Raw genomic sequence first — 20,027 nt, 5'->3', positions numbered from 1 at the left:
ATTATACTGTTTGCCAGGCTGATATAAAATAACCCCTAAAATCCATTCTGCTACCATATGCGCATATGATAAATTATCTAAAAGCTGTTGTATTAATAATATTTACCTGCTTATTAGGCTATACCGCAAAAGCGCAGATCGGTAATGATTTTAAGCAGTATGACCTGGGCGTTGGCCTTGATATGAACAAGCCTTATACAGATGCACAAACCATTAAAAGTACGCGGTCGGGCCGGTTTAGTTTTAACTATAATGTAAGCCCGTTTGTTAATTATATAATTGATTTTCAAACCGGGGCGCTTCAGGGCGGCGATGCCGCTACAACGACAAGCGGCCGGCAGTTTACCAATAGCTTTAACGCGGTTATGTTTAGGGGGCAGCTGCAAATGGGCGAGATTATAGACTATTCGCAAAGCTCAATAGCCAATGCGTTTAAAAATCTTTACTTCTCAACCGGTGTCGGTTTCGTGGTTAACCATATCACAGAAATAAACAGGGCCTCAATTCAAACTCCGGGATTTTATACATCGGGCGAAGATAACAGTAACGAGATACTGATACCGGCCAGGGTTGGTTATGAGTTTAAATTTTATAACCGTTACAGCGAGCCTGGTTTTAAAATTGATGTTGGCTATCAATATAATTTTATCATGGGCGATAGCCTGGACGGTTTTACCGCGGGTAAACAAAAAGACTCGTACGCACAAATGTCCATCGGGATAAAATTTGCAATTGGTGGCGTTACTTCCTACAGGAAAAAAATTGCTTTTTAACGGCGATAATAATCAGTAATTTATTTTTTTGGCAGGGTTTTTACGGTATATAATTTATAAACTTTTAAACCATGAACAAGGATCCTTTTGACAACGAAAATGACGACAGGGACCGGACTCTGAAAGATGAGTTTGGCGAAACCATTGACAAAGAGCAATTACGTTTTAACGCCGATGACAACAGTTACGAGCTTGACGTAAAAAGCGACGACCCGGATTATGATCATCCGGACCCCTATAACACATCGCAGAAAAACGGGGCCGACATGAACTCAACTTATGATGAGGCCAATCCATTCGACTCGGTGGATGAGTATATCCCCAATGAGTCTTTAGAAACGGATGTAGACCAGTTGGGTATGCACATTGATAATGGCGAGATAGTAAATCTTGATCCTGTTGATGCAAGCCTGGCGCATACACCGGAAGATGACAGGGATGACCTGGACGAAGAAGGATATCCTAAAAACGATTTGCCCAGATAATAAAGCGGCCGCCTTGTAATAACAGGGCGGCCCTTATTTTTATTTAGCCGGAGAACGTAACCAGGTTGGCGACATAATATTTGGCGCCACCGTTTCCCGGATCGATTATTTTAGGGTCTATAACCAGCCAGACCATCGAGGTGAGCGTTAGTTTAACAATTTCAACCGGGGAATTCCCGCTTCTTGAAAACGGATCATATAAAAATGTCAGATATAGCCGGTTGTTATCAGACGACAACTTGTAGTCATAAAACGTTCCGGACGTTAAAGAATTATGATATAACAACGCCTTTTTAGCAGTCTCGTCCATCGTGGCACTGTCAAAATATATAGGTGTAGCCGGTACGCTGCTTATTACGGTTAGGGTTGTTGCGTCAAGATGTAACACCGCCTGCGCTTTTACAATCCATTTTGCGTCCAGCGTATCTTTGTTGATTATTGTGCCGGGCGCAGTACCAACGGTAGTTCCTGCCGATCCTGAATAGCTGGCCGGGCCCGTGGCGCCTGTGGTTCCGGTTGCTCCGGTCGCACCTGTGGCCCCGGTACTCCCTGTCGCTCCGGTTGTACCGGTGGCAGTTCCGGGTAGTGTGTTTTCTTTGGTTGCAACGTATCCCTTATCGCCGGGTAATATTGGCGGGTCAAGTTTGCAGGCTGCAAAGCACGCACAGGCAGACAACAGTACTATTAATAATTTGTATGATTTTTTCATGCAATAGTTATTATAATGATCAGGTAAGTAAGTCTTTATTTAGGTACTGGTTTATAAATGTATTTACTAATAAAATAAAATCCGGGTGCCTTTATAACCCTTCACGCCACCTTCATCAATGTATTTAGGATCAATTATCACCCACGTCATTGTGTTGGCAGCCATAATCACTTCTATCCTGAAATTGCCGGTCCTGAAAAACGGATCCGCATTAAAAAGAATATACGTTTTTCCGTTTTCTTTAGTTACGGTGTAAGTAAATAATTCGTCAATAGATAATTCTGAGTTTACAAATCTGGCAGTTCGGGTATTGTCATCTATCTGGACATAATGATATAAAAGGTCCGGATCAGGCTCACTTTTGATCATATTATATGACAGGTCAAACGTTTGGGCTAAAATGGTTCTTGATAACCATTTGCCGGTAAGCTCGGGATGAGCATTTATGCCCGTGGCCCCGGTATTTCCGGTCGCGCCCGTGTTTCCGGTAGTCCCTGTATTTCCGGTTGCGCCCGTGCTGCCGGGTACAGTATTTTCTTTAGTTGAAACATATCCCTTATCGCCCGGTAAAACAGGTGGATCAAGTTTACATGCGGCCAAACTTAAACCCAGGCAAAACAGCAACAGGAATACTTTATAATTGCGGTTCATTTGGTAACCAATTATATTGGTTATATAAAATTATCCTTTTTTTAATAATTCCTATATTTTATTTGGTAAAAGTTACCTGGTAGCCTTTGTGAAAATATTTACCCTTAATAGGGGTAAATGCAGTATCAAGCGCAACCCAGGTCATAGCGGCGGGGGTTAAATGCGTAATTCTGACCCGGCTTGTTAAACTGCTAAAAAACGGATTGGGGGATAAGTTTATAAATAAAACATTATCGGTGGTAGATAGCTTATAGCTGGTTGTACCCAAATCTGTAGCCAGGCCTGTGTATTTGGCTGATTTTGCGTGATCATCGACTAAAACAGCGCTAAATTTATTGGGGACTTCCACCCCCGACACAACAACGTTACTTGTATCGTAAAGCTGCTGTACGGTTTTTGACGTCTTCCATAACGCTGTTAAATAGGCATCATCAATAACCTTTCCCTGTACAACGATACCTAAAACCGTTCCGTCGGTAGTACCCGGTGGATCGGTTACCGGTGGGGTTACCGGCTTGTCAAGCTTGCAGGCAACTGTTATCATAACCATTGCCATCAATCCTAATAAGGCCTTAGTGTATTTTTTCACTTACGTTCTATTAGCGCAAAAAATCTTATTATAAAGGTAATGCATTGCCGTTATCAATCAAAATCAAGGTTAAAACGTTTTCGCAACTCGACCAGCTGCGGGTTTTTCGCGGCCATGTGCTGATATTTTTCCTGCGCGGTATAGGGTCGCTTAACCCTAACCTGTTCATCAATACGGGTCTTTACTTCTATATCGTAATTTTTAAGGGTTTTACGCAAATAATTAAGCAGGGCAGGTTTGTCATCGCGGAATAGCTGTTCCTGTACTTTATTTTCAACCACTACCTCAAAAACATAGGGCTCGAGCATTTTGGGTACTTCGGATATAAAAATGGTAAACAGGCTCATTTTACCTTCAGCTTTTATAGTAGCGGCAAAGACGTTCCAGTGTTTCAGGAACTCATCAAAGCTGAAGTCTTCTTTCGCGTCGCCTTTTTCATAAGGGTCCTCTTCTTCAGCGATAATTTCTTTGGCGTTACCAATATTTTTTAGCGAGGGTATGATCACCGAGGTGGTGCCGGCGTTGGGGATAAACGCAGGTTTGGGCTTTTCGGCAACGGTTTCTTCTTTAATGCTTTCGGTAGCCGGTTTTACCGGTTCCGTAATTTTTGGCGATGTAGCATAAGTTGCAGGTGCATCGCTTACAAAAGCCACATTATTATTAATTGTTGCCGGTTTTGAGTCGCTTACTGCCGGGGTATCAGGTTTTTTTTTTAACTGCCCGGTGTCGGGCATTGCAGTTAGCGGGGTGGTGGCCAGGTTAAATACCGAGAGCAGGTGGCACATTTTAAGCAATGCCAGTTCTACCTGTAAACGCTGGTTTTTACTCAGCTTGTAGCTCAGGTCGCACTGGTTGGCAATATTCATTGCCGAAAGCAGGAACGACACACTTGCCGCCTGCGACTGTTGTAGATATTTGGCTTTGATGCCTTCGCTTACCTCGAGCAATTTTAATGTCGATGCATCCTTGGTCACCAGCAGGTTACGGAAATGTTCTGACAGCCCCGATATAAAATGGGCGCCGTCAAACCCTTTGGTCAGGATCTCATCAAAAAACAACAGTGTTTTGGCCGTATTTTCTGTTAGTAAACTATCGGTTATATTAAAGTAATAATCGTAATCAAGAATGTTAAGGTTATCAATTACCGAGCGATAAGTAACGTTGGCGTCAGAAAAGCTGACAATCTGGTCAAACATGGACAAGGCATCCCTTAAACCGCCATCAGCCTTTTGCGCTATGATGTGCAGCCCGTCAGCCTCAAATTTGATTACTTCTTTTATGGCTATAGATGCCAGGTGATTAGCCATATCATCAACACTGATGCGGTTAAAATCAAAGATCTGGCAACGCGACAGGATGGTTGGTAATATCTTATGTTTCTCGGTAGTGGCAAGTATAAAAATGGCGTAATGCGGCGGTTCTTCCAGCGTTTTCAGGAATGCGTTAAATGCAGCCTGCGAAAGCATGTGTACCTCATCAATGATATAAACCTTGTAACGCGCGCCCTGCGGCGGTATACGCACCTGTTCTATCAGGCTGCGGATATCATCAACCGAGTTGTTTGAGGCGGCATCAAGCTCATGAATATTAAAGGAATTGCCGTTTTGAAAAGATGCGCACGACGGGCAAACACCGCAGGCTTCGCCATTGGGCTGCAGATCGGTGCAATTTATTGTTTTTGCAAGGATACGCGCGCAGGTGGTTTTGCCCACGCCCCGCGGGCCGCAGAATAAAAATGCCTGCGCCAGCTGATTATTCTTAATAGCGTTTTTTAACGTATTGGTGATATGTTGCTGACCGACAACAGTTTCAAAGGTAACCGGGCGATATTTGCGTGCCGAAACAATAAAATTATCCACAGCTACTAAGTTAGCAAGAAATTGCTTTACCTGAAAGTGCCAAAAAAGGATTGTTGATAAATTAGCTTATACAACCTTATCAGCCTGATTCTTTACAGACACGGTTATACTGCCCTTCCGGTGAGGACACAGCCAACGCTATCCTAAATTATAATTTATTGCAGGTCGTCGTCCGGTAAATGGTCATCATCCGGATCGGGGTTAGTGATGTCATATTCATCATCTTCGCCGGGTTCATTGATATCGTCATCCACCTGTACGGCGCGCAGGTCATCCAGGTCATCGGCACGATCGTCAAAGTCTTCATCTTCTTCATCGTCCTCAAGGTCGCTTTCTGTGTCTTCATAATCATCTCCCTGCGCCTGGAAATAGATTATGTCATACATAAAAGTAGTGTGGTTTGCTGGTTGGCTTTCAAGATATTCAAACTCCATGGCGGTAATATTTTGGTAATTAAAAGACAACCGAACTTAGCTTAATGTTTTGTAGCTAACGTTAATTTGATGTTTTATTTTTATTAACAAAAGTTAGGTAAACAGGTGAATTATATGGCCGGTTTATGGCACCTCAATCCCGGTTATTTCTTTTACCTTATAATAACCTTTTGCCAATGGCAGGTAAACTTCTATCTCCTGCCAGGACACCGTAAGTTTTTTGCCAATAAAAGTGGCCGGGGCGTTTATGAATTTTTCTGAGCCGTTAAATTGCTTCAGCCACAAAAAAGGCTTTTCACTGCCGTTTTCATCTGTAATTATGATATAGTTAAATCCTTTGGTATCTATTCTTTTAAAGGTTCCGGCTGTTGTTTGCAATTGGTTTTCTTCGCCTTTGTTCGCCATTTTAACGGCCAGTTTCAAAAAGGCGTCGCATTTTTGGGTGAGTAAATTTTTACCAATGTCCTCACCTAATTTATGCATTGCGGTGTTATCGGTCATAGAAACATTTCGTTCTGTTGCCAGATCAACCAGTAATGACGACTGGCTGATGAAGCAGTTCATAAACGCTTCGCCGGCTTCTTTTGAATTCATGATTTTTGATTGATCGATCCCGGTAATGCAATCGCATAAGGCGGTTGTCATCTTTTGTTCAACCGGGCCAATGTTGCGTGTTTGGGCCCAGCCGTCCCGGCAAATAATCAGGATGAGAAAGGCTATAAGAATTATTCTTTTCATGATAAGGGATTAGTTTAAATTCTATACTGCAATATGCTATAAAGAATTTGTTTTTGAAAAGATTAATGCTATAATTAAATTCTATTTGAAAAATGCAGAATTCTTGCTACATTTGCAGCCCCGAATTGTCGGGTAATTAATTAAAAATCAAAGTATAATAATGCAACAGTACGAAATCGTGATCGTTCTAACCCCGTTGTTATCAGAAGAAACTGCTAAAGAGGCAATAGCCAAATACAGCAAGACCTTAACTGATGGCGGAGCCGAAATTGTCCAGGAGGATAATTGGGGTTTGAGAAAATTAGCGTACCCTATCCAAAAGAAAACTACAGGGTACTATCACTTAACTGAATTTAAGGCTCCGGGTGATTTAATTAACAAATTGGAAGTCGAGTTAAGACGCGATGAGCGTGTTTTGCGTTTCCTGACCATAGCTTTAGATAAACATGCTATTGCTTACAATGAAAAAAAACGCAGTGGTGCCTTTAACAAGAAACCTGCAGCTAAAGTGGAGGAAGCAAAATAATGGCAAACGACCAAATTAAATACGTAACCGCCCCTAAAGTAGAGGACAACCGTAAAAAATACTGCCGTTTCAAAAAGAATGGTATTAAGTATATTGATTATAAAGACGCTAACTTTTTATTAAAGTTTATTAATGACCAGGGTAAAGTATTGCCCCGCCGCTTAACCGGTACTTCATTAAAATTTCAGCGTAAAGTGGCTCAAGCTGTTAAACGTGCGCGCCACATCGGTTTATTACCTTATGTTACAGACTCATTAAAATAATCAGGAGGTAAAAGACAATGGAAGTTATTTTAAAACAAGACATAAAAAACCTGGGTGATAAAGACGATGTAGTAACCGTTAAACCAGGATATGGCCGCAACTATCTTTTCCCGAAAGGATACGCCATATTAGCTACTGAATCTGCACGCAAAGTTTTAGCCGAAAATCTGAAACAAGCTGCATTTAAACAAGAGAAAATACGCAAGGATGCTGATGCAATTGCTGCCCGTTTAGAAGGTGTGAAATTGACTATCGGCGCTAAAGCTGGCGAAACCGGTAAAATATTTGGTGCTATCAACACTATCCAGGTGGCTGATGCATTGAAGAGAGAAGGTTTTGAAGTTGACCGTCGCCGTATCACTTTTGACCAGGAGCCAAAATTTGTTGGTGATTACACCGCAATTGTTAACCTGCACAAAGAGGTTAAGGTACAAGTGCCTTTTACTGTTGTAGCAGAGTAATTTCTGATTCCGGACGTCGGATTTTCGATTTCGGAGTTAGAATAGAATATTAAAAAGGTGTTGAGCATTGCTTGACACCTTTTTTTGTTATCAATCATTCTTCGCTATGCCCAAAATGGCAGCCTCTTTTTAACAAATCCGAAATCCACATTCCGACATCCGAAATAAAAACAATATTTTAGTTGCATGAAAGGTTTGGGCAAGCTCATCTGGCGTTTTGTTAAATTATTTTTGATATTATTTATTTGTATATCCATGTTTTGGGTGATCCTGTACCGGTTTGTAAACCCGCCGGTAACCTGGCTGATGCTTACCCGCGGGTTTGAACGCAAAGCCGCCGGTAAAGAATGGAAGATTGATAAGCAATGGCGCGATTTTGATGATATCTCTGATGGGATGAAGCGCGCCGCGGTAGCTGCCGAGGACCAGACCTTTTTAGAGAACCATGGCTTCGATTTTAACGCGATCGAAAAAGCCATCCAAAAAAATTCGCGCAGCAATAAGTTAATAGGGGGCAGCACCATATCGCAGCAAACTGCCAAAAACGTTTTCTTGTGGCCGGGCCGGTCATATGTGCGTAAAGCGTTTGAAGCTTATTTTACTTTGCTGATAGAGGTTTTTTGGAGCAAGCGCCGTATTATGGAAGTTTACCTTAATGTAATTGAAATGGGCGATGGGATATACGGGGTTAATGCTGCCGCGCAGGCTTACTACCATAAAGACGCCTTTGATTTAACCCGGGTACAGGCGGCAGCTATAGCGTCTATTTTCCCCAGTCCGCTTAAATGGTCGCCTACCAACCCCACCGATTATGTGCGTCACCGGCAATACCTGATCCTTAAGAATATGCGCAGGCTGGGGCCGATGGATTTTTAGCCCTCTAATGCCAATATCTATCAATGCCCTAAAAACGCTTTCAGATCCGGATGATATTGCGAGGTTAAAAATTCAGTGATGGTAAACTCGGCCAGTTCATGTTTATAAAACGGATCTTCGCGGATCAGCTTCTCAACCGTTTCTTTTGAATCAGCTAACGCCAGTATGATCCCGCCCGTACGCGGCACTTTGCGGGCCGATGCCACAAATACATTCTTTTTATAATACTTACGCAGGTATTTTACGTGGTCAGCCATGTGGGCGTCCAGTTCTTCCAGCGGGACAATGTAGTTTAAGTCTATGATAAACATGGCGACTAAAATAATTATCATCCTGATGAGCTACGGGACAGATCCGTATAGATTTCCCGCCATGCCCCAAAATGAAAGCAGTGATATTAACTAACTACCAGGTCCCTGAAAAGTTGCACGTGCCAGCTATCTTTAAACGGCACCTCCCATTTAGTTTGCAGCTCGGTTAGGTTTTGTACCAGGTTGTTGTAAACGATGGTATCGGTGTTGATGGCGCCTTGTTTAAGCAGATCTTCAAAGCCATGACGGGGTACAGAAAGTACTTCATCCGCCTGTTTATAAGCCAGGTTAAACCGGTCAAATAAACTGATGTTAAACTCGCGCTCCAGGTTCTGCATAAAGTGTACTGATTTATCAATAGAGCAGCCGCTGGCGCCGGCCTGGGTTTCATCAACTATCAGTATTAAAAAACGGTTATAGCGAATCTCGGCTTTAGCTTTAAGCTGATTGTTGTGCGCCGTCCACTGCGTGGTAAAACTATCCAGGCGTTGCTGTATTTGCTGCACCAGCTCATCGGCTAATTTTTTATCCGATTGATATATCCACACTCTTGAATTTTCAGAAAATTGCATATACAAAGCTACCAAATTATTAACTTAGAGGCTGTATTTTGTTGTCATGGTAAAATCAGTTCTGCCAAAAAATAAAAAAATAGCCTGCATCTTTTCCATTGTGTTAGCGGCCGCGGTTAGCCTGTGCTTTGTTGCCGGCATGGCAGACCAGGACTGGCTCAACTGGGGCAACAAATGCCTGGCACAATCCTTCGACGCATCATCAGACCTCAAAATAAAAAAGTGGGAGCTTGTATTAACGGATGATTCCTTTATCCGAATGCGTAAAACCTTCCAGAATGGTAAGCAGGAGTATTTTTCTTTTCATCTGCAAAAACTGGCAGATATGGATTACCTGGGCACTACAGCTGCAGGTACGCTCCTGCTAAAGGCTAAAGCCGATGACATCATTGTGCAAACCTATAACGACAGGCAGGGTAATGTAGACTCGATGGCCAATATATTAACTATCCCCGTAAAAAATATGGAGCCTGAACGGCTGGATAGCCTTAAAGCAGCGCTAGAATATTTTAAGGAGAAGGGTCTATAACCCGTTTGCCCTCACGGTTATCTCCGCAATATCCAAAACTTTTATTTCCTGGTCCTTATTATGGTTCTTTACGCCGTCGCTTAACATGGTCATGCAAAACGGGCAGGCTGCCGCTACCACTTGCGCGTTAACTGCTATAACCTCATCAATGCGTTCCATGTTAATGTCTTTATCGCCTTTTTCCGGTTCTTTAAACATTTGCGCGCCACCGGCACCGCAGCATAAGCCGTTGCTTTTGCAGCGTTTCATTTCAACCAGTTCGGTATCCAATATTTCCAAAGCTTTGCGCGGGGCCTCGTAAACATTATTGCCGCGTCCCAAATAACAGGGATCATGATAGGTAATACGTTTGCCTTTAAAACTCTCGCCGCCTTCGGCTTTTAGTTTGCCTTCGTCAATTAGTTGCTGGATCAATTGCGAATGGTGGATCACCTCGTAATTGCCACCCAGGCCCGGATACTCGTTCCTGATCGTATTAAAACAATGCGGGCAGCCGGTTACAATCTTTTTGATATGGTAGCCATCCAGTACCTGTATATTGGTCATGGCCTGCATCTGGAACAGAAACTCATTACCGGCACGTTTTGCCGGGTCGCCGGTGCAGCTTTCTTCGGTACCCAATACCGCGTAACTAAGGCCCACGTGTTGCAGGATCTTACAAATGTCGCGGGTTATTTTTTGTGCGCGCTCATCAAAACTACCCGCACAACCAACCCAGAATAATATTTCGGGCTGTTTACCTTCGGCGGCCATTTGGGCCATAGTGGGTACTTTCAACTCCATAGGTTAAATAATATCGTTATTGAGCAATTCATTAACTTCGGTTATAAACTCTTCAATGCTGCTGTAATTTGAAAAGGTAATTGCCGATTGGATCTCGTTTAACCGGGTCAGGATGTCCAGCGCGACGCTCAGGGCGTCGGCTTCCCAGCCCAGTAAATTTGCATCCCAGTTAACGCCAATCATAACTTCGCTTTCTGCCAAATCAAGGCACCAGCTTTCCAGGAACTCGGCCAGCGGGATCTCCGTCGGCGTATAACCCTTCCAATCCCCTTTGGCACAAATCTTGGCTAGTGATCTTTCGCTCCAAAGTGGCACTAAATCCACATCTTCGCTTTCGGCAGCGTGCGAGCTGGCCCAGCCTTTTTTACCATATAAGCCCCATATCAGTTTTGATGCGGCAGTTTTTTCGATGAATGATCTGTAAGCCTGATCTGTTATTTCTTTATCGTCTGACATTTTTCTTTTTACTTGTAATTATTGCCCATCGCCATCGGCCCAGTTAAATCTATCGGCATTGCTGTACTTCCATGGTGCGCCGTTATTCTCTACGTTACCAAACATGTTATTCAAACTCGCCGGCGCCTGCGACTCTTCCATCACCACATATCTGCGCATCTCAGTAATGATCTCGAGCGGATTAATATTTACCGGGCAAGCTTCAACGCAGGCATTGCAGGTAGTGCAAGCCCAGAGCTCTTCGCGGGTTATGTAATCATCTAATAAAGTTTTGCCGTCATTATAGTCGTTGCCATGTTTATCCAGGTTAATGCCCACCTCGGTTATCCGGTCGCGGGTATCCATCATAATTTTGCGGGGCGATAGCAGTTTACCTGTAATATTTGCCGGGCAAACAGCCGTACACCGGCCGCATTCGGTACAGGTATAAGCCTCCATCAGGTTTTTCCAGGTAAGGTCGGTTACATCCTTAGCGCCAAAGCGCGCTGTTTCGCCGTTACTTTCGGGCGCAAACGACGGGTCGAGCATGGCTTTAACCTCGTTGGTTACGGATGCCATATTGGTAAACTCGCCTTTCGGCTCCAGGTTTGAGTACCAGGTATTTGGGAAAGCCAGCAGAATATGAAAATGCTTGGAGTAGGGCAGATAGTTTAAAAATGCCAGGATCCCGATAATGTGGAACCACCAGCAGGCACGTTCTGTGACTGCCAGCGTACCTGGGTTTGACGACAGGGCAGGGGCAATTAAGCTGCTTACCGGGAAACTGCCCGCTTTTATATAATGACCAAAATGCAGCGCCTGTAATTTATAGTCGGCGGCGTTCATGGTTAAAAATGCGGCCATCAGGCAGATCTCTATCACGAGGATATAGTTTGCATCACTTCTGGGCCATTCGGTCATCTCAGTGCCGCTAAACCGTTTCAAACGGAGGATGTTGCGCCGGGCAAGGAAAACTACGCAGGCAACCAATACCAATACCGCCAATACCTCAAATCCGCCAATCAGCAGGCCGTATAAACTACCCAGCGGTTTTGAAAATATACGGTGCGAGCCAAATATGCCGTCGATCATGATCTCCAGCACCTCCAGGTTAATGATGATAAAACCCACGTAAATAAAAAAATGCATCAGCGCGGCAACGGGGCGCCTGGTCATTTTAGTTTGACCGAGGGCAACTTTTGCCATTACCAGCCAGCGTTCGGCGCGGCGGTCGCTCCGGTTAACTTCCCTCCCCAGCAAGATATTGCGCCGGATCTTACCCGCATTTTTACTGAACAGGTAAACAGCCGCGGTTAGTACCACAATGAATAGGATTTGTGCAATCATTATGCGTGCATAGTAATTTAATCAAAGATAGTTTTATCAATCAACTATCAAAACAAGACTAAACATTTACCGGCCTAAAAGTTTTTTTACGGGTGTAAATATTTGATTTACTGGATACTTAATTAACAATAGAAAATTAAGTGGCAGAATTTTCAAAAAAAACTAGTGATAAATAAAAAAAAGGCTACATTTGCAATCCTTAAACGGTCGGTATCATAGCTCAGTCGGTAGAGCAAAGGACTGAAAATCCTTGTGTCGCTGGTTCGATCCCAGCTGATACCACTGATATCCTAAAACCCCGATTCCAAGCTGGAATCGGGGTTTTTATTTTCTTGAACTTTTTCCGTTTTTTAAAAAGTGGCTCCAGATGCTATAAACCCGGTTTTTGGTTCAATTCCAGTGAGGTCGACTTCACTGGAATTTTCTTGGGTATAAAAAACGGGCTGATTATTTGAGTTTATAGCGAAGAAGTGGTTCGATAATATGTAAGGGTGGCTATTGTATATCTTTGTTAAGAAAACGAACGGTTCTGAGTTATCACAACAATCATCAATTATTTCCTGCGGCTTTCCTTTCATACCCGTTAGCAATTAACCGAAACTCCATTATTTCCAAATCGCCATTGACACAAAGCAAGTGCTACAATGACATTCCTCATTTTTTTCTTTGTTACATTATTATAAATTTAGATGATTAAACAAATTATCATGAGCAAAGAACTAATGGAATTCTCGGATCAGATAGATGAATTATATGATCCGGTTACCGTTGAGGCAGACGATTTTTGGGAAGACCCAGCTAACCTCTTTGTGTAACTCTTTTCATTGACCATGCCTGAAAGAAAGAAAACGCTGATTGCATTAGGCGCTTCTGCCGGCGGCACTGCGGCGCTGTTTGATTTTTTCGACAATACGCTGCCGGATGAAGTATCTTATGTGATAACGACTCACCTCTACCCGCATATAAAAAGCATGCTGGCTTCTTTAATTCAGAAGCATGCAGCGATTGAGGTTTGTGAGGTGGAAGAAGATATGGAGATCATACCGGATAAAGTTTATGTAATGCCGGAGAATAAAATAATGGCGATAGATGGCGAAAGACTTGTTTTGAAGCCCAGGGATCTGAATGTTAAAGTTAACATGGCTATCGATATCTTTTTCAAATCATTGGCTGACAATCGCAGCTTTAATATTATCGCGATTGTTTTATCCGGCCTGGGAAAAGACGGGACGAAAGGGATAGAAGCCATCTCAAAAAACGGAGGGATCATCATCGCGCAGGAGCCTTTAAGCGCGAAAGAGGGAAGTATGCCGCAAGAAGCGATTGAGTCGGGGTACGCAGATTTTGTCCTTAACCCAAAAAACATGCCGGAGCAGGTCATTAAAATCGTGAAGGAGTTTAACAGCAAATAATTATTCACCACTTAAAAATTAATAGGATGCACGGCTTCAACACTAATATAGAAAAGGCAACTTTGGAAAATAGCAATTTTCGTAAAGTTTTATATACTGCAAAATACAGCCAGATCGTATTAATGAGCCTTTTGCCAAAAGAAGAAATTGGCATGGAAACTCCTGAAAAAAACGATCAATTCTTTCGGTTTGACGGCAGAACAACTGAATAATTGAATGTTTCCATAATACTTTGGCTTTGGAGTTTACGAAATTACCCTGTCCCGTCAGCCAACCGTACAGATCGGGTAGCCAAGATTAAATTGTTTGGCCAGATATATGCTTCAGCGCAGCTCGCTTTCGCTATCGACACAATTTGATAAATGCAAAGTGTTGACCACAACTGCAGGAAACTTCTTAGTGTAAAGCCAAGGTTTTTTTGTGCCTTACAGTGCCTTAAGCGTATAAATGCCGATCCATTTGGAATCTGTTTATATCCATCCTTAAAGATAACATGCTAATTCCGATTTGTACAATACAATAAGCTATTGCAAACCGATATTTGTTTGAAACTTTTAGAATGGAAACAGAGATTTTGCAGGCTATGAAGATTGTGCCCCCGGCTGGATGCCTGGATCACCGGGAGTTTTGTACAGCTATTTTTCCTACCGGGAAAGTGATTTTGATTAATCACGTAAGTGAGCTAAAAAAATGACAGACAAAAATTACAAAAAAGCAAAATACTCGGTAGAGATTACGCTTGCCAAAACTTCCAATGATGTTTTTAATCATCTTACCGATCTCAAAAAATGGTGGCCCGAAGAATTTGATGGCGAAAGCATCAAACTGAATAGCGATTTTATATTAACTATGGGCGATTCGCATTATTCAAAAAATAAAGTGACAGAATTTGTTCCGGACAGAAAACTGGTTTGGCTTGTAACCGAAAGCATCCGTAAATCAGACAATTTTGATTGGTCGGGGACAAAAATGATCTTTGAATTAACTCCCCAAGGCAATCATACTCAGCTCAAATTTACCTATGACGGGGTTGTTTTAAAGGAGGAATCAGACAGATTGGTTCAGATATGTGACCTGACGGTTAAAGATTTCTTTTATAACTTTATAGTTAATGGAAAAGCGAAGTGAATTTTGGCAAATAAAATGAAAAGTTTCACTGCAACAATTGAAGTCTCTAAATCTCCTCAAATTGTTTTCCGGAGCATTACCAGCGATGTTGCTAAATGGTGGGGCGGCAAAGACCTTGAAGGGAAATGCACTAACCTTAATGACGAATTTACAATAAATCACCCAGGCGCTCATTATTCAAAACAGAAGGTAATTGAAGTTATTCAAGATAGAAAAGTAGCATGGATGGTTACTGAAAGCACGTTAAACTGGCTTAAAAAAGACAAGCATGAGTGGACAAATACAAAGATGATTTTTACCATAAGTGCTAAAGGCGATAAAACGATTCTGCACTTTACACACGAAGGGCTGTCTCCTGAAAAAGAATCCTACGCGATGTGTTCAAAAGGTTGGAGCACGGTTATTAAGGACTATCTGTTTTATTTGATCACTGAAGATAAGGCTCACTTTTAATATGCTGGAACATTTTAATTTAAGCTTATGATCACAGCACTTAGCTTTGTACGGCTATATCAGCAAAAATGATTATGAAAACCATCCCTACGCTTGAATCCTATTACCTTTCTAAGCCGGAACCTTATCAAAGCTGCCTTTTAGCGCTGAAGGATATTATTTTGCGGGCTAACCCTGGCATTTGTCATGAACGCAAGTTCCAGATCCCATTCTTTACTTATAAAGGCAAAAAACTGGGTTATTTATGGCTCGATCGTAAAAAATTAAAAGTCGGATTTTGCCGGGACAAAAGTTTGCATGAGGTAATACCCGGTGTCAAACCCAAAGATAAATATGAATCCCTGGAAATTGATCCTGATGCGGATATCCCGGTCGATATCATTCTGCAAAAGCTTAGCCATTACCTGGCTTTGATAGATAATGAAATCATCAAATATAAGCCGCTTAAGGGAGACGTAAAGTGAAAATTTGAATCTGATAATCTTACCTGACAATTTAATGATTGAAATATTGACCGGATAAAGTTTTATATATAAGTTTGTTCAACAATGTTGAATGGATATAAACCCTGTTCAACGTACATCCCCGGTTAACAAATAAATCATAATGAAAACAAGCTTTCGTAGCGGCTGTAAATTGCCGGTAATACTTTTGTTATTAACCGTGTACGCTTGTGGCCCGTCAATGGCACAAACAACGGACAAACCCCTATATCTTGATTATACGAAACCTGTTGACCTGCGGGTGAAAGATTTAATTTCAAGGATGACCCTTGAAGAGAAAGCGGAATATTTGAATCACGTCGGGCCCGATATCCCTCGTTTTGGTATTAAGTCTGATAAATGGAACCAATGCCTGCACGGCGTGGTCTGGACACGGCCCACCACCATGTTCCCTGTATCAATAGCCATGGCGGCTACGTGGGATCCCCGGCTGGTTTATGCCGAAGCCACTGCGATATCAGACGAGGCGCGCGCCATTTACAATGGCTGGCACCAGGACTCCAACTTTCAGGGCGAAAAGAAAGGTTTGATCTACCGGTCGCCGGTAATTAATATCAGCCGTAACCCTTATTGGGGGCGTATTAATGAGTGTTTTGGCGAGGACCCGTTTTTAACCGGTCGTATAGGTGTAGCACATGTTACCGGTTTGCAGGGAAATGACCCCAAATACCTGAAGCTGGTATCAACCTTAAAACATTACGCGGTTAATAATGTGGAAACAGACCGTACCAGCAGGTCGGCCACAGTTAGCGAACGGATGCTGCACGAGTTTTGGCTTCCCCATTTTAAGGATTGCATTGTTGAAGGCGGCGCGCAATCTGTTATGGCATCATACAACGCCATTAATGGCATACCTAATAACATCAATAAAATGATGCTAACTGATATTCTGAAGAACAAATGGGGCTTTAAAGGTTTTGTGGTGTCAGACCTGGGTGGGGTTAATACCATGGTTAACGGCCACGAGAAAGGAAAAATGAGCTATGAAGAAGCCGTTGCGCAATCCATCAACGCAGGTTGTGATTTTTCTGATAAAGAGTTTATGCAGTATATCCCCATTGCGGTAAATAAAGGCCTGCTTACGATTGCCAAGTTGGACGAGTCGCTGTCACGTGTAATGCGCGACCGGTTTTTACTGGGCGAATTTGATCCGCAGGAAAGGGTACCTTACAGCAAAATACCCGTTAGCGTAATTGGCAGTGCCGCGCACCTTAACCTGGCGCTAAAGGCAGCACAGGAGTCGATGGTATTGCTCACCAACAAAAACCACACCTTACCGTTGGATAAAAATAAAATTAAAACCATTGCAGTGATTGGCCCCCATGCCAATATGTTTACCGCCGGCGGTTATAGCGGCAAGCCTGTTGATGCGGTTAACCCACTGCAGGGCATTAAAAACCGGGTGGCGCCGGGTACAGAAATTATATATGCAGCCGGTGCAGAAATAACGCCTCCGCGCAAAAACGCTCCTGCATTTAATAAAGAGGAGGAGTTGCAAAAAGCGGTTGAAGCCGCAAAAAAAGCAGACGTGGCTATTTTATATATAGGCACCACATTAAATATAGAAGCAGAAGGGAAAGACCGCACCTCGTTAGCATTGCCGGGTAACCAGGAAGAATTGGTTAAAGCGGTGCTGGCCGTTAACCCACGCACTATTGTGGTATTAATGAATGCGGGCCCTTTAACTATACCTTATATTAAAGAAAACGCGCCGGCTATCCTGGAAGCCTGGTGGCCGGGCGAACAGGGCGGAAATGCCATTGCCGACGCGCTGTTTGGCAACATAAATCCCGGCGGCAAAATGCCGCTGACGGTATACGCGTCTGCAGAGCAGGTGCCGTCGCAGGATGAATATGATGTAACCAGGGGTTTTACCTATATGTATATTAATGGCAAGCCGTTGTTTCCGTTTGGGCATGGGTTAAGTTACACTGCATTTAGCTACAGTAACCTTAAACTATCAGCCAAACAGATCAAAGCCAGCGGGGCTGTCACAGTAAAGGTAGATGTAAAAAATACAGGTAAGCTGGCCGGCGACGAAGTTGTGCAGTTATATATTCATGACGTATCACCAAGCTTAAAACGCCCCGCTGAAGAATTGCGCGGGTTTGAACGAATAACCTTAGATCCGGGCCAAACAAAAACGGTAACACTAGCTATACCCGGCAGCAAGCTGGCGTTTTATGATGAGAAGATCCATGATTTTAGGGTAGAGCCCGAGATGATAGAAGTAATGGTGGGCAGCTCGTCAGCGGATATCCGCCTCAAATCACAGTTTAGGGTAATAAATTAACAGGCTACAGATTATTTTTTTTTCAATTGATTTTGTAATATTTGGCTTATGGCTGATGATACTTCTACCAGAATACCGCCCTTACAGGGCCGGGATACAACCGAGAACTTTATTCATATAGGCAAGCGGATAAAGAGCTTGCGCATGCACCAAAAACGCACCCTGCAGGAAATTGCCGACAGCAGCGATCTGTCCAAAAGTATGATCTCTAAAATAGAGAATAATAAAACCGTGCCTTCGGTAGCTGCGCTGGTAAAAATTGGAAAAGCCCTGGGTACAAATATATCCAATCTGCTGGAGCAGGATGGCTGGGCCCGAACCGTTTTTACCACCCAGCGCGATGCCATACGTAATTTAACGCTTACTGAAAAAGGCTACTCAATTTTTCCATATGCTGCCAGTTTCCATGAAAAAAAGATGCAGCCATTCCTGTTCAGCGCCAAAAAAGGAGAGGTAGTGCCGCACCGGTTATCGCACGAAGGAGAAGAATATGTATTTATAGTAGAGGGCGAAATGAAAATGACTGTTGGTGAAGTAGAGTATGTGTTAAAGAAAGGTGACAGTCTTTATTTTAGCTCGTTACAAAAACATGGCATAATGCCCGTAAGCGACACGGTAATCTACCTGGATATTTTTGTGTAAACGGTTAATCCGGCCCGCGCTTTATTTGGCCGGCACAACTATAAAAAATAGAAGTATCTTTATAAGATAATCATGTTATTATGGTAAACAAATATCTGTACCTTTTTATTATAACAGGCGTTGTATTATTAATTTTAGGTCTATATAAATTAATAACCGAAGGGCATTTCTCCGCCGGCGTCATTGGCGATGTGGTGCCCGCTTGCTTTTTATTTTACCTGGCTTATAAGTCCTATAAAACTAAAAAGGATGACGAATTGATGTAACCCGTCCGGGCATCATAAGTAACTCACCATTTTTATAACTACTCAACGGACTGTCCGCAAGAGGGCCTGAATTTCTACGCTTAAATTTAAGCCGGCTCATCAACAAAATTTTAATAGGCTCATAAAGCCGTGAAAATAATAGTATTATGTATTGCATAGTACTGTGTTAATTTGTATGTTTGTGATGGATTAAATAAAACATCATGAAAACTTTAAGGAGCACTATAATGGTTTTAGGGCTGTCAGTACTGGTATCGGCCTGCCATATGAACAACCGGCACGTAATTATTACCGATGGCGACGACCGGGGGAGCACGCGCATAGAGTATGCGGGCCGCGCTTTTTTTAATATCAACGGCACAGCTATCACTCACATCACACCAAACGGTTATGTTAAATATAAAAGGGACGGGCGCGAGCTGGTTGCCGAAAGCGATAAACAGGGCGAAATTTTTTATCGCATCAATGATGGCGAAAAACAAACGCATTTAAATGCTGATGATAGTTTGTTTTTGGCTCGCGCTGTTAAAGACATGATAAAGCATGGCCATAATAAGGATTAAAATAAGATGGCAGCATTAATCGGTCTTCGCGTTGCACTGTAGTTTTATCAAAAAAAAAGCACCCCGGTTACCGGGGTGCTTTACGATTAAATTTTATAGTGATTTTTTAGATAACTTTTACATTTACCGCACTTGGGCCTTTTTTGCCGTCTTCAATATCAAATGATACTTTATCGTTTTCACGAATCTCGTCGATTAGGCCTGTAGAGTGTACAAAAACATCGCTTCTGTCATTACTCTGTGAAATGAATCCAAAACCTTTTTCGGTATTGAAAAACTTTACTGTTCCTTCTTTTTGCATTATATATTTTTAATAAGCCCACAAGGTAGTTATATATAGTGGTATATCCGTTTTTTGACGGATATTAAATCATTAAACCGGCATTTAAATTCAATTACATGCTCATTTTCAATAAAGTATCATTA

28 protein-coding genes and 1 tRNA gene are annotated in these 20,027 nt (G+C 42.6%); 17 read left to right on the top strand and 12 right to left on the bottom strand.

What is annotated here, in order from left to right:
• Nucleotides 1-65 precede the first annotated feature (65 nt).
• Nucleotides 66-773, top strand: a complete 708-nt coding sequence (locus tag LJ658_RS03990) for a hypothetical protein (protein WP_230545170.1) — start codon at nucleotides 66-68, stop codon at nucleotides 771-773.
• Nucleotides 774-844: 71 nt separating this feature from the next.
• Complete coding sequence (locus LJ658_RS03985; protein WP_230545169.1) at nucleotides 845-1,258, top strand: hypothetical protein; 414 nt, start codon at nucleotides 845-847, stop codon at nucleotides 1,256-1,258.
• Nucleotides 1,259-1,301: 43 nt separating this feature from the next.
• On the opposite strand, the gene LJ658_RS03980 is transcribed toward LJ658_RS03985, so the two are convergent.
• From LJ658_RS03980 to LJ658_RS03955, 6 genes are all read right to left on the bottom strand, one after another.
• Complete coding sequence (locus tag LJ658_RS03980) at nucleotides 1,302-1,967, bottom strand: hypothetical protein (RefSeq protein WP_230545457.1); 666 nt, start codon at nucleotides 1,965-1,967, stop codon at nucleotides 1,302-1,304.
• Nucleotides 1,968-2,033: 66 nt separating this feature from the next.
• Nucleotides 2,034-2,618 carry a hypothetical protein gene (locus LJ658_RS03975; protein ID WP_230545456.1) on the bottom strand — a complete coding sequence of 195 codons (585 nt, stop codon included), beginning with the start codon at nucleotides 2,616-2,618 and terminating at the stop codon, nucleotides 2,034-2,036.
• Nucleotides 2,619-2,676: 58 nt separating this feature from the next.
• A complete protein-coding gene (locus tag LJ658_RS03970; protein ID WP_230545168.1) occupies nucleotides 2,677-3,207 on the bottom strand; it encodes a hypothetical protein in 531 nt (176 codons plus the stop codon).
• 53 nt (nucleotides 3,208-3,260) lie between these two features.
• Nucleotides 3,261-5,066, bottom strand: a complete 1,806-nt coding sequence (locus LJ658_RS03965; protein WP_230545167.1) for a DNA polymerase III subunit gamma/tau — start codon at nucleotides 5,064-5,066, stop codon at nucleotides 3,261-3,263.
• A gap of 155 nt (nucleotides 5,067-5,221) precedes the next feature.
• Nucleotides 5,222-5,500: a hypothetical protein gene (locus LJ658_RS03960; RefSeq protein WP_230545166.1), complete on the bottom strand. Its 279-nt coding sequence runs from the start codon at nucleotides 5,498-5,500 to the stop codon at nucleotides 5,222-5,224.
• A gap of 123 nt (nucleotides 5,501-5,623) precedes the next feature.
• Entirely contained in the window at nucleotides 5,624-6,238 is a 615-nt protein-coding gene (locus LJ658_RS03955) for a hypothetical protein (RefSeq protein WP_230545165.1), read from the bottom strand.
• Between the two features lie 160 nt (nucleotides 6,239-6,398).
• Between LJ658_RS03955 and rpsF the strand changes: the two genes are divergently transcribed.
• From rpsF to mtgA, 4 genes are all read left to right on the top strand, one after another.
• Nucleotides 6,399-6,764, top strand: a complete 366-nt coding sequence (gene rpsF, locus LJ658_RS03950; protein ID WP_230545164.1) for a 30S ribosomal protein S6 — start codon at nucleotides 6,399-6,401, stop codon at nucleotides 6,762-6,764.
• Nucleotides 6,764-7,027: a 30S ribosomal protein S18 gene (rpsR, locus tag LJ658_RS03945; RefSeq protein WP_067054791.1), complete on the top strand. Its 264-nt coding sequence runs from the start codon at nucleotides 6,764-6,766 to the stop codon at nucleotides 7,025-7,027. Before rpsF ends, rpsR begins: the two co-directional genes overlap by 1 nt.
• A gap of 17 nt (nucleotides 7,028-7,044) precedes the next feature.
• Entirely contained in the window at nucleotides 7,045-7,488 is a 444-nt protein-coding gene (rplI, locus tag LJ658_RS03940; RefSeq protein ID WP_230545163.1) for a 50S ribosomal protein L9, read from the top strand.
• Between the two features lie 186 nt (nucleotides 7,489-7,674).
• The gene (mtgA, locus tag LJ658_RS03935) at nucleotides 7,675-8,364 is read left to right on the top strand and encodes a monofunctional biosynthetic peptidoglycan transglycosylase (RefSeq protein ID WP_230545162.1); all 690 of its coding nucleotides are present in this window, start codon (nucleotides 7,675-7,677) and stop codon (nucleotides 8,362-8,364) included.
• A gap of 20 nt (nucleotides 8,365-8,384) precedes the next feature.
• Here mtgA and LJ658_RS03930 read toward each other — a convergent pair whose 3' ends face one another.
• Nucleotides 8,385-8,675 carry a YciI family protein gene (locus tag LJ658_RS03930; protein WP_230545161.1) on the bottom strand — a complete coding sequence of 97 codons (291 nt, stop codon included), beginning with the start codon at nucleotides 8,673-8,675 and terminating at the stop codon, nucleotides 8,385-8,387.
• An 86-nt stretch (nucleotides 8,676-8,761) separates the two neighbouring features.
• Entirely contained in the window at nucleotides 8,762-9,247 is a 486-nt protein-coding gene (locus tag LJ658_RS03925; RefSeq protein WP_230545160.1) for an ABC transporter ATPase, read from the bottom strand.
• Nucleotides 9,248-9,293: 46 nt separating this feature from the next.
• On the opposite strand from LJ658_RS03925, the gene LJ658_RS03920 reads away from it, so the two are divergent.
• Nucleotides 9,294-9,776 carry a hypothetical protein gene (locus tag LJ658_RS03920; protein WP_230545159.1) on the top strand — a complete coding sequence of 161 codons (483 nt, stop codon included), beginning with the start codon at nucleotides 9,294-9,296 and terminating at the stop codon, nucleotides 9,774-9,776.
• On the opposite strand, the gene LJ658_RS03915 is transcribed toward LJ658_RS03920, so the two are convergent.
• From LJ658_RS03915 to LJ658_RS03905, 3 genes are read right to left on the bottom strand one after another with little or no spacing between them, the layout of a single operon-like run.
• Entirely contained in the window at nucleotides 9,771-10,559 is a 789-nt protein-coding gene (locus LJ658_RS03915) for a (Fe-S)-binding protein (protein ID WP_230545158.1), read from the bottom strand. The genes LJ658_RS03920 and LJ658_RS03915 overlap by 6 nt on opposite strands.
• A gap of 3 nt (nucleotides 10,560-10,562) precedes the next feature.
• Nucleotides 10,563-11,015, bottom strand: a complete 453-nt coding sequence (locus LJ658_RS03910; RefSeq protein WP_230545157.1) for a DUF2750 domain-containing protein — start codon at nucleotides 11,013-11,015, stop codon at nucleotides 10,563-10,565.
• Nucleotides 11,016-11,033: 18 nt separating this feature from the next.
• Nucleotides 11,034-12,341, bottom strand: a complete 1,308-nt coding sequence (locus LJ658_RS03905; RefSeq protein ID WP_230545156.1) for a (Fe-S)-binding protein — start codon at nucleotides 12,339-12,341, stop codon at nucleotides 11,034-11,036.
• 209 nt (nucleotides 12,342-12,550) lie between these two features.
• Here LJ658_RS03905 and LJ658_RS03900 point away from each other — a divergent pair.
• The 10 genes from LJ658_RS03900 to LJ658_RS03855 all read left to right on the top strand — a co-directional run bounded on the left by LJ658_RS03900 (nucleotide 12,551) and on the right by LJ658_RS03855 (nucleotide 19,601).
• Nucleotides 12,551-12,623, top strand: a tRNA-Phe gene (locus tag LJ658_RS03900).
• A gap of 548 nt (nucleotides 12,624-13,171) precedes the next feature.
• The gene (locus LJ658_RS03895) at nucleotides 13,172-13,753 is read left to right on the top strand and encodes a chemotaxis protein CheB (protein ID WP_230545155.1); all 582 of its coding nucleotides are present in this window, start codon (nucleotides 13,172-13,174) and stop codon (nucleotides 13,751-13,753) included.
• A 26-nt stretch (nucleotides 13,754-13,779) separates the two neighbouring features.
• A complete protein-coding gene (locus tag LJ658_RS03890) occupies nucleotides 13,780-13,965 on the top strand; it encodes a hypothetical protein (protein ID WP_230545154.1) in 186 nt (61 codons plus the stop codon).
• A 478-nt stretch (nucleotides 13,966-14,443) separates the two neighbouring features.
• Nucleotides 14,444-14,881 (top strand): SRPBCC domain-containing protein, encoded by a 438-nt coding sequence (locus LJ658_RS03885; protein ID WP_230545153.1) that lies wholly within the window; start codon nucleotides 14,444-14,446, stop codon nucleotides 14,879-14,881.
• 15 nt (nucleotides 14,882-14,896) lie between these two features.
• Nucleotides 14,897-15,334, top strand: coding sequence for an SRPBCC domain-containing protein (locus tag LJ658_RS03880; RefSeq protein ID WP_230545152.1), 438 nt, complete (start codon nucleotides 14,897-14,899; stop codon nucleotides 15,332-15,334).
• Between the two features lie 74 nt (nucleotides 15,335-15,408).
• On the top strand, nucleotides 15,409-15,798 hold the full coding sequence (locus LJ658_RS03875) for a DUF1801 domain-containing protein (protein ID WP_230545151.1): 390 nt from the start codon (nucleotides 15,409-15,411) through the stop codon (nucleotides 15,796-15,798).
• Nucleotides 15,799-15,940: 142 nt separating this feature from the next.
• A complete protein-coding gene (locus LJ658_RS03870; protein WP_230545150.1) occupies nucleotides 15,941-18,130 on the top strand; it encodes a glycoside hydrolase family 3 C-terminal domain-containing protein in 2,190 nt (729 codons plus the stop codon).
• Nucleotides 18,131-18,178: 48 nt separating this feature from the next.
• A complete protein-coding gene (locus LJ658_RS03865; protein ID WP_230545149.1) occupies nucleotides 18,179-18,772 on the top strand; it encodes a helix-turn-helix domain-containing protein in 594 nt (197 codons plus the stop codon).
• 80 nt (nucleotides 18,773-18,852) lie between these two features.
• Nucleotides 18,853-19,038 (top strand): hypothetical protein, encoded by a 186-nt coding sequence (locus tag LJ658_RS03860; RefSeq protein ID WP_230545148.1) that lies wholly within the window; start codon nucleotides 18,853-18,855, stop codon nucleotides 19,036-19,038.
• 203 nt (nucleotides 19,039-19,241) lie between these two features.
• Nucleotides 19,242-19,601, top strand: coding sequence for a hypothetical protein (locus LJ658_RS03855; protein WP_230545147.1), 360 nt, complete (start codon nucleotides 19,242-19,244; stop codon nucleotides 19,599-19,601).
• Between the two features lie 106 nt (nucleotides 19,602-19,707).
• Here LJ658_RS03855 and LJ658_RS03850 read toward each other — a convergent pair whose 3' ends face one another.
• Nucleotides 19,708-19,902 (bottom strand): cold-shock protein, encoded by a 195-nt coding sequence (locus LJ658_RS03850; protein WP_230545146.1) that lies wholly within the window; start codon nucleotides 19,900-19,902, stop codon nucleotides 19,708-19,710.
• Nucleotides 19,903-20,027: the final 125 nt, after the last annotated feature.

Source organism: Mucilaginibacter sp. UR6-11, from assembly GCF_020880695.1.
Classification (GTDB): Bacteria; Bacteroidota; Bacteroidia; order Sphingobacteriales; family Sphingobacteriaceae; genus Mucilaginibacter.
The sequence above is the reverse complement of the archived record's forward strand: the minus strand, read 5'-3'. Positions and strand labels throughout refer to the sequence as shown.

Excerpts from the sequence above, each read along its gene's own strand:
- LJ658_RS03850 (WP_230545146.1), bottom strand. The coding sequence starts at position 19,902 with ATGCAAAAAGAAGGAACAGTAAAGTTTTTCAATACCGAAAAAGGTTTT.
- LJ658_RS03925 (WP_230545160.1), bottom strand. The coding sequence starts at position 9,247 with ATGCAATTTTCTGAAAATTCAAGAGTGTGGATATATCAATCGGATAAA.
- rpsR (WP_067054791.1), top strand. The coding sequence starts at position 6,764 with ATGGCAAACGACCAAATTAAATACGTAACCGCCCCTAAAGTAGAGGAC.
- LJ658_RS03985 (WP_230545169.1), top strand. The coding sequence starts at position 845 with ATGAACAAGGATCCTTTTGACAACGAAAATGACGACAGGGACCGGACT.
- mtgA (WP_230545162.1), top strand. The coding sequence starts at position 7,675 with ATGAAAGGTTTGGGCAAGCTCATCTGGCGTTTTGTTAAATTATTTTTG.
- rplI (WP_230545163.1), top strand. The coding sequence starts at position 7,045 with ATGGAAGTTATTTTAAAACAAGACATAAAAAACCTGGGTGATAAAGAC.
- LJ658_RS03885 (WP_230545153.1), top strand. The coding sequence starts at position 14,444 with ATGACAGACAAAAATTACAAAAAAGCAAAATACTCGGTAGAGATTACG.
- LJ658_RS03990 (WP_230545170.1), top strand. The coding sequence starts at position 66 with ATGATAAATTATCTAAAAGCTGTTGTATTAATAATATTTACCTGCTTA.
- LJ658_RS03955 (WP_230545165.1), bottom strand. The coding sequence starts at position 6,238 with ATGAAAAGAATAATTCTTATAGCCTTTCTCATCCTGATTATTTGCCGG.
- LJ658_RS03915 (WP_230545158.1), bottom strand. The coding sequence starts at position 10,559 with ATGGAGTTGAAAGTACCCACTATGGCCCAAATGGCCGCCGAAGGTAAA.
- LJ658_RS03975 (WP_230545456.1), bottom strand. The coding sequence starts at position 2,618 with ATGAACCGCAATTATAAAGTATTCCTGTTGCTGTTTTGCCTGGGTTTA.
- LJ658_RS03920 (WP_230545159.1), top strand. The coding sequence starts at position 9,294 with ATGGTAAAATCAGTTCTGCCAAAAAATAAAAAAATAGCCTGCATCTTT.
- LJ658_RS03910 (WP_230545157.1), bottom strand. The coding sequence starts at position 11,015 with ATGTCAGACGATAAAGAAATAACAGATCAGGCTTACAGATCATTCATC.
- LJ658_RS03895 (WP_230545155.1), top strand. The coding sequence starts at position 13,172 with ATGCCTGAAAGAAAGAAAACGCTGATTGCATTAGGCGCTTCTGCCGGC.
- LJ658_RS03875 (WP_230545151.1), top strand. The coding sequence starts at position 15,409 with ATGAAAACCATCCCTACGCTTGAATCCTATTACCTTTCTAAGCCGGAA.
- LJ658_RS03865 (WP_230545149.1), top strand. The coding sequence starts at position 18,179 with ATGGCTGATGATACTTCTACCAGAATACCGCCCTTACAGGGCCGGGAT.
- LJ658_RS03980 (WP_230545457.1), bottom strand. The coding sequence starts at position 1,967 with ATGAAAAAATCATACAAATTATTAATAGTACTGTTGTCTGCCTGTGCG.
- rpsF (WP_230545164.1), top strand. The coding sequence starts at position 6,399 with ATGCAACAGTACGAAATCGTGATCGTTCTAACCCCGTTGTTATCAGAA.
- LJ658_RS03870 (WP_230545150.1), top strand. The coding sequence starts at position 15,941 with ATGAAAACAAGCTTTCGTAGCGGCTGTAAATTGCCGGTAATACTTTTG.
- LJ658_RS03880 (WP_230545152.1), top strand. The coding sequence starts at position 14,897 with ATGAAAAGTTTCACTGCAACAATTGAAGTCTCTAAATCTCCTCAAATT.
- LJ658_RS03855 (WP_230545147.1), top strand. The coding sequence starts at position 19,242 with ATGAAAACTTTAAGGAGCACTATAATGGTTTTAGGGCTGTCAGTACTG.
- LJ658_RS03960 (WP_230545166.1), bottom strand. The coding sequence starts at position 5,500 with ATGGAGTTTGAATATCTTGAAAGCCAACCAGCAAACCACACTACTTTT.
- LJ658_RS03860 (WP_230545148.1), top strand. The coding sequence starts at position 18,853 with ATGGTAAACAAATATCTGTACCTTTTTATTATAACAGGCGTTGTATTA.
- LJ658_RS03905 (WP_230545156.1), bottom strand. The coding sequence starts at position 12,341 with ATGATTGCACAAATCCTATTCATTGTGGTACTAACCGCGGCTGTTTAC.
- LJ658_RS03890 (WP_230545154.1), top strand. The coding sequence starts at position 13,780 with ATGCACGGCTTCAACACTAATATAGAAAAGGCAACTTTGGAAAATAGC.
- LJ658_RS03930 (WP_230545161.1), bottom strand. The coding sequence starts at position 8,675 with ATGTTTATCATAGACTTAAACTACATTGTCCCGCTGGAAGAACTGGAC.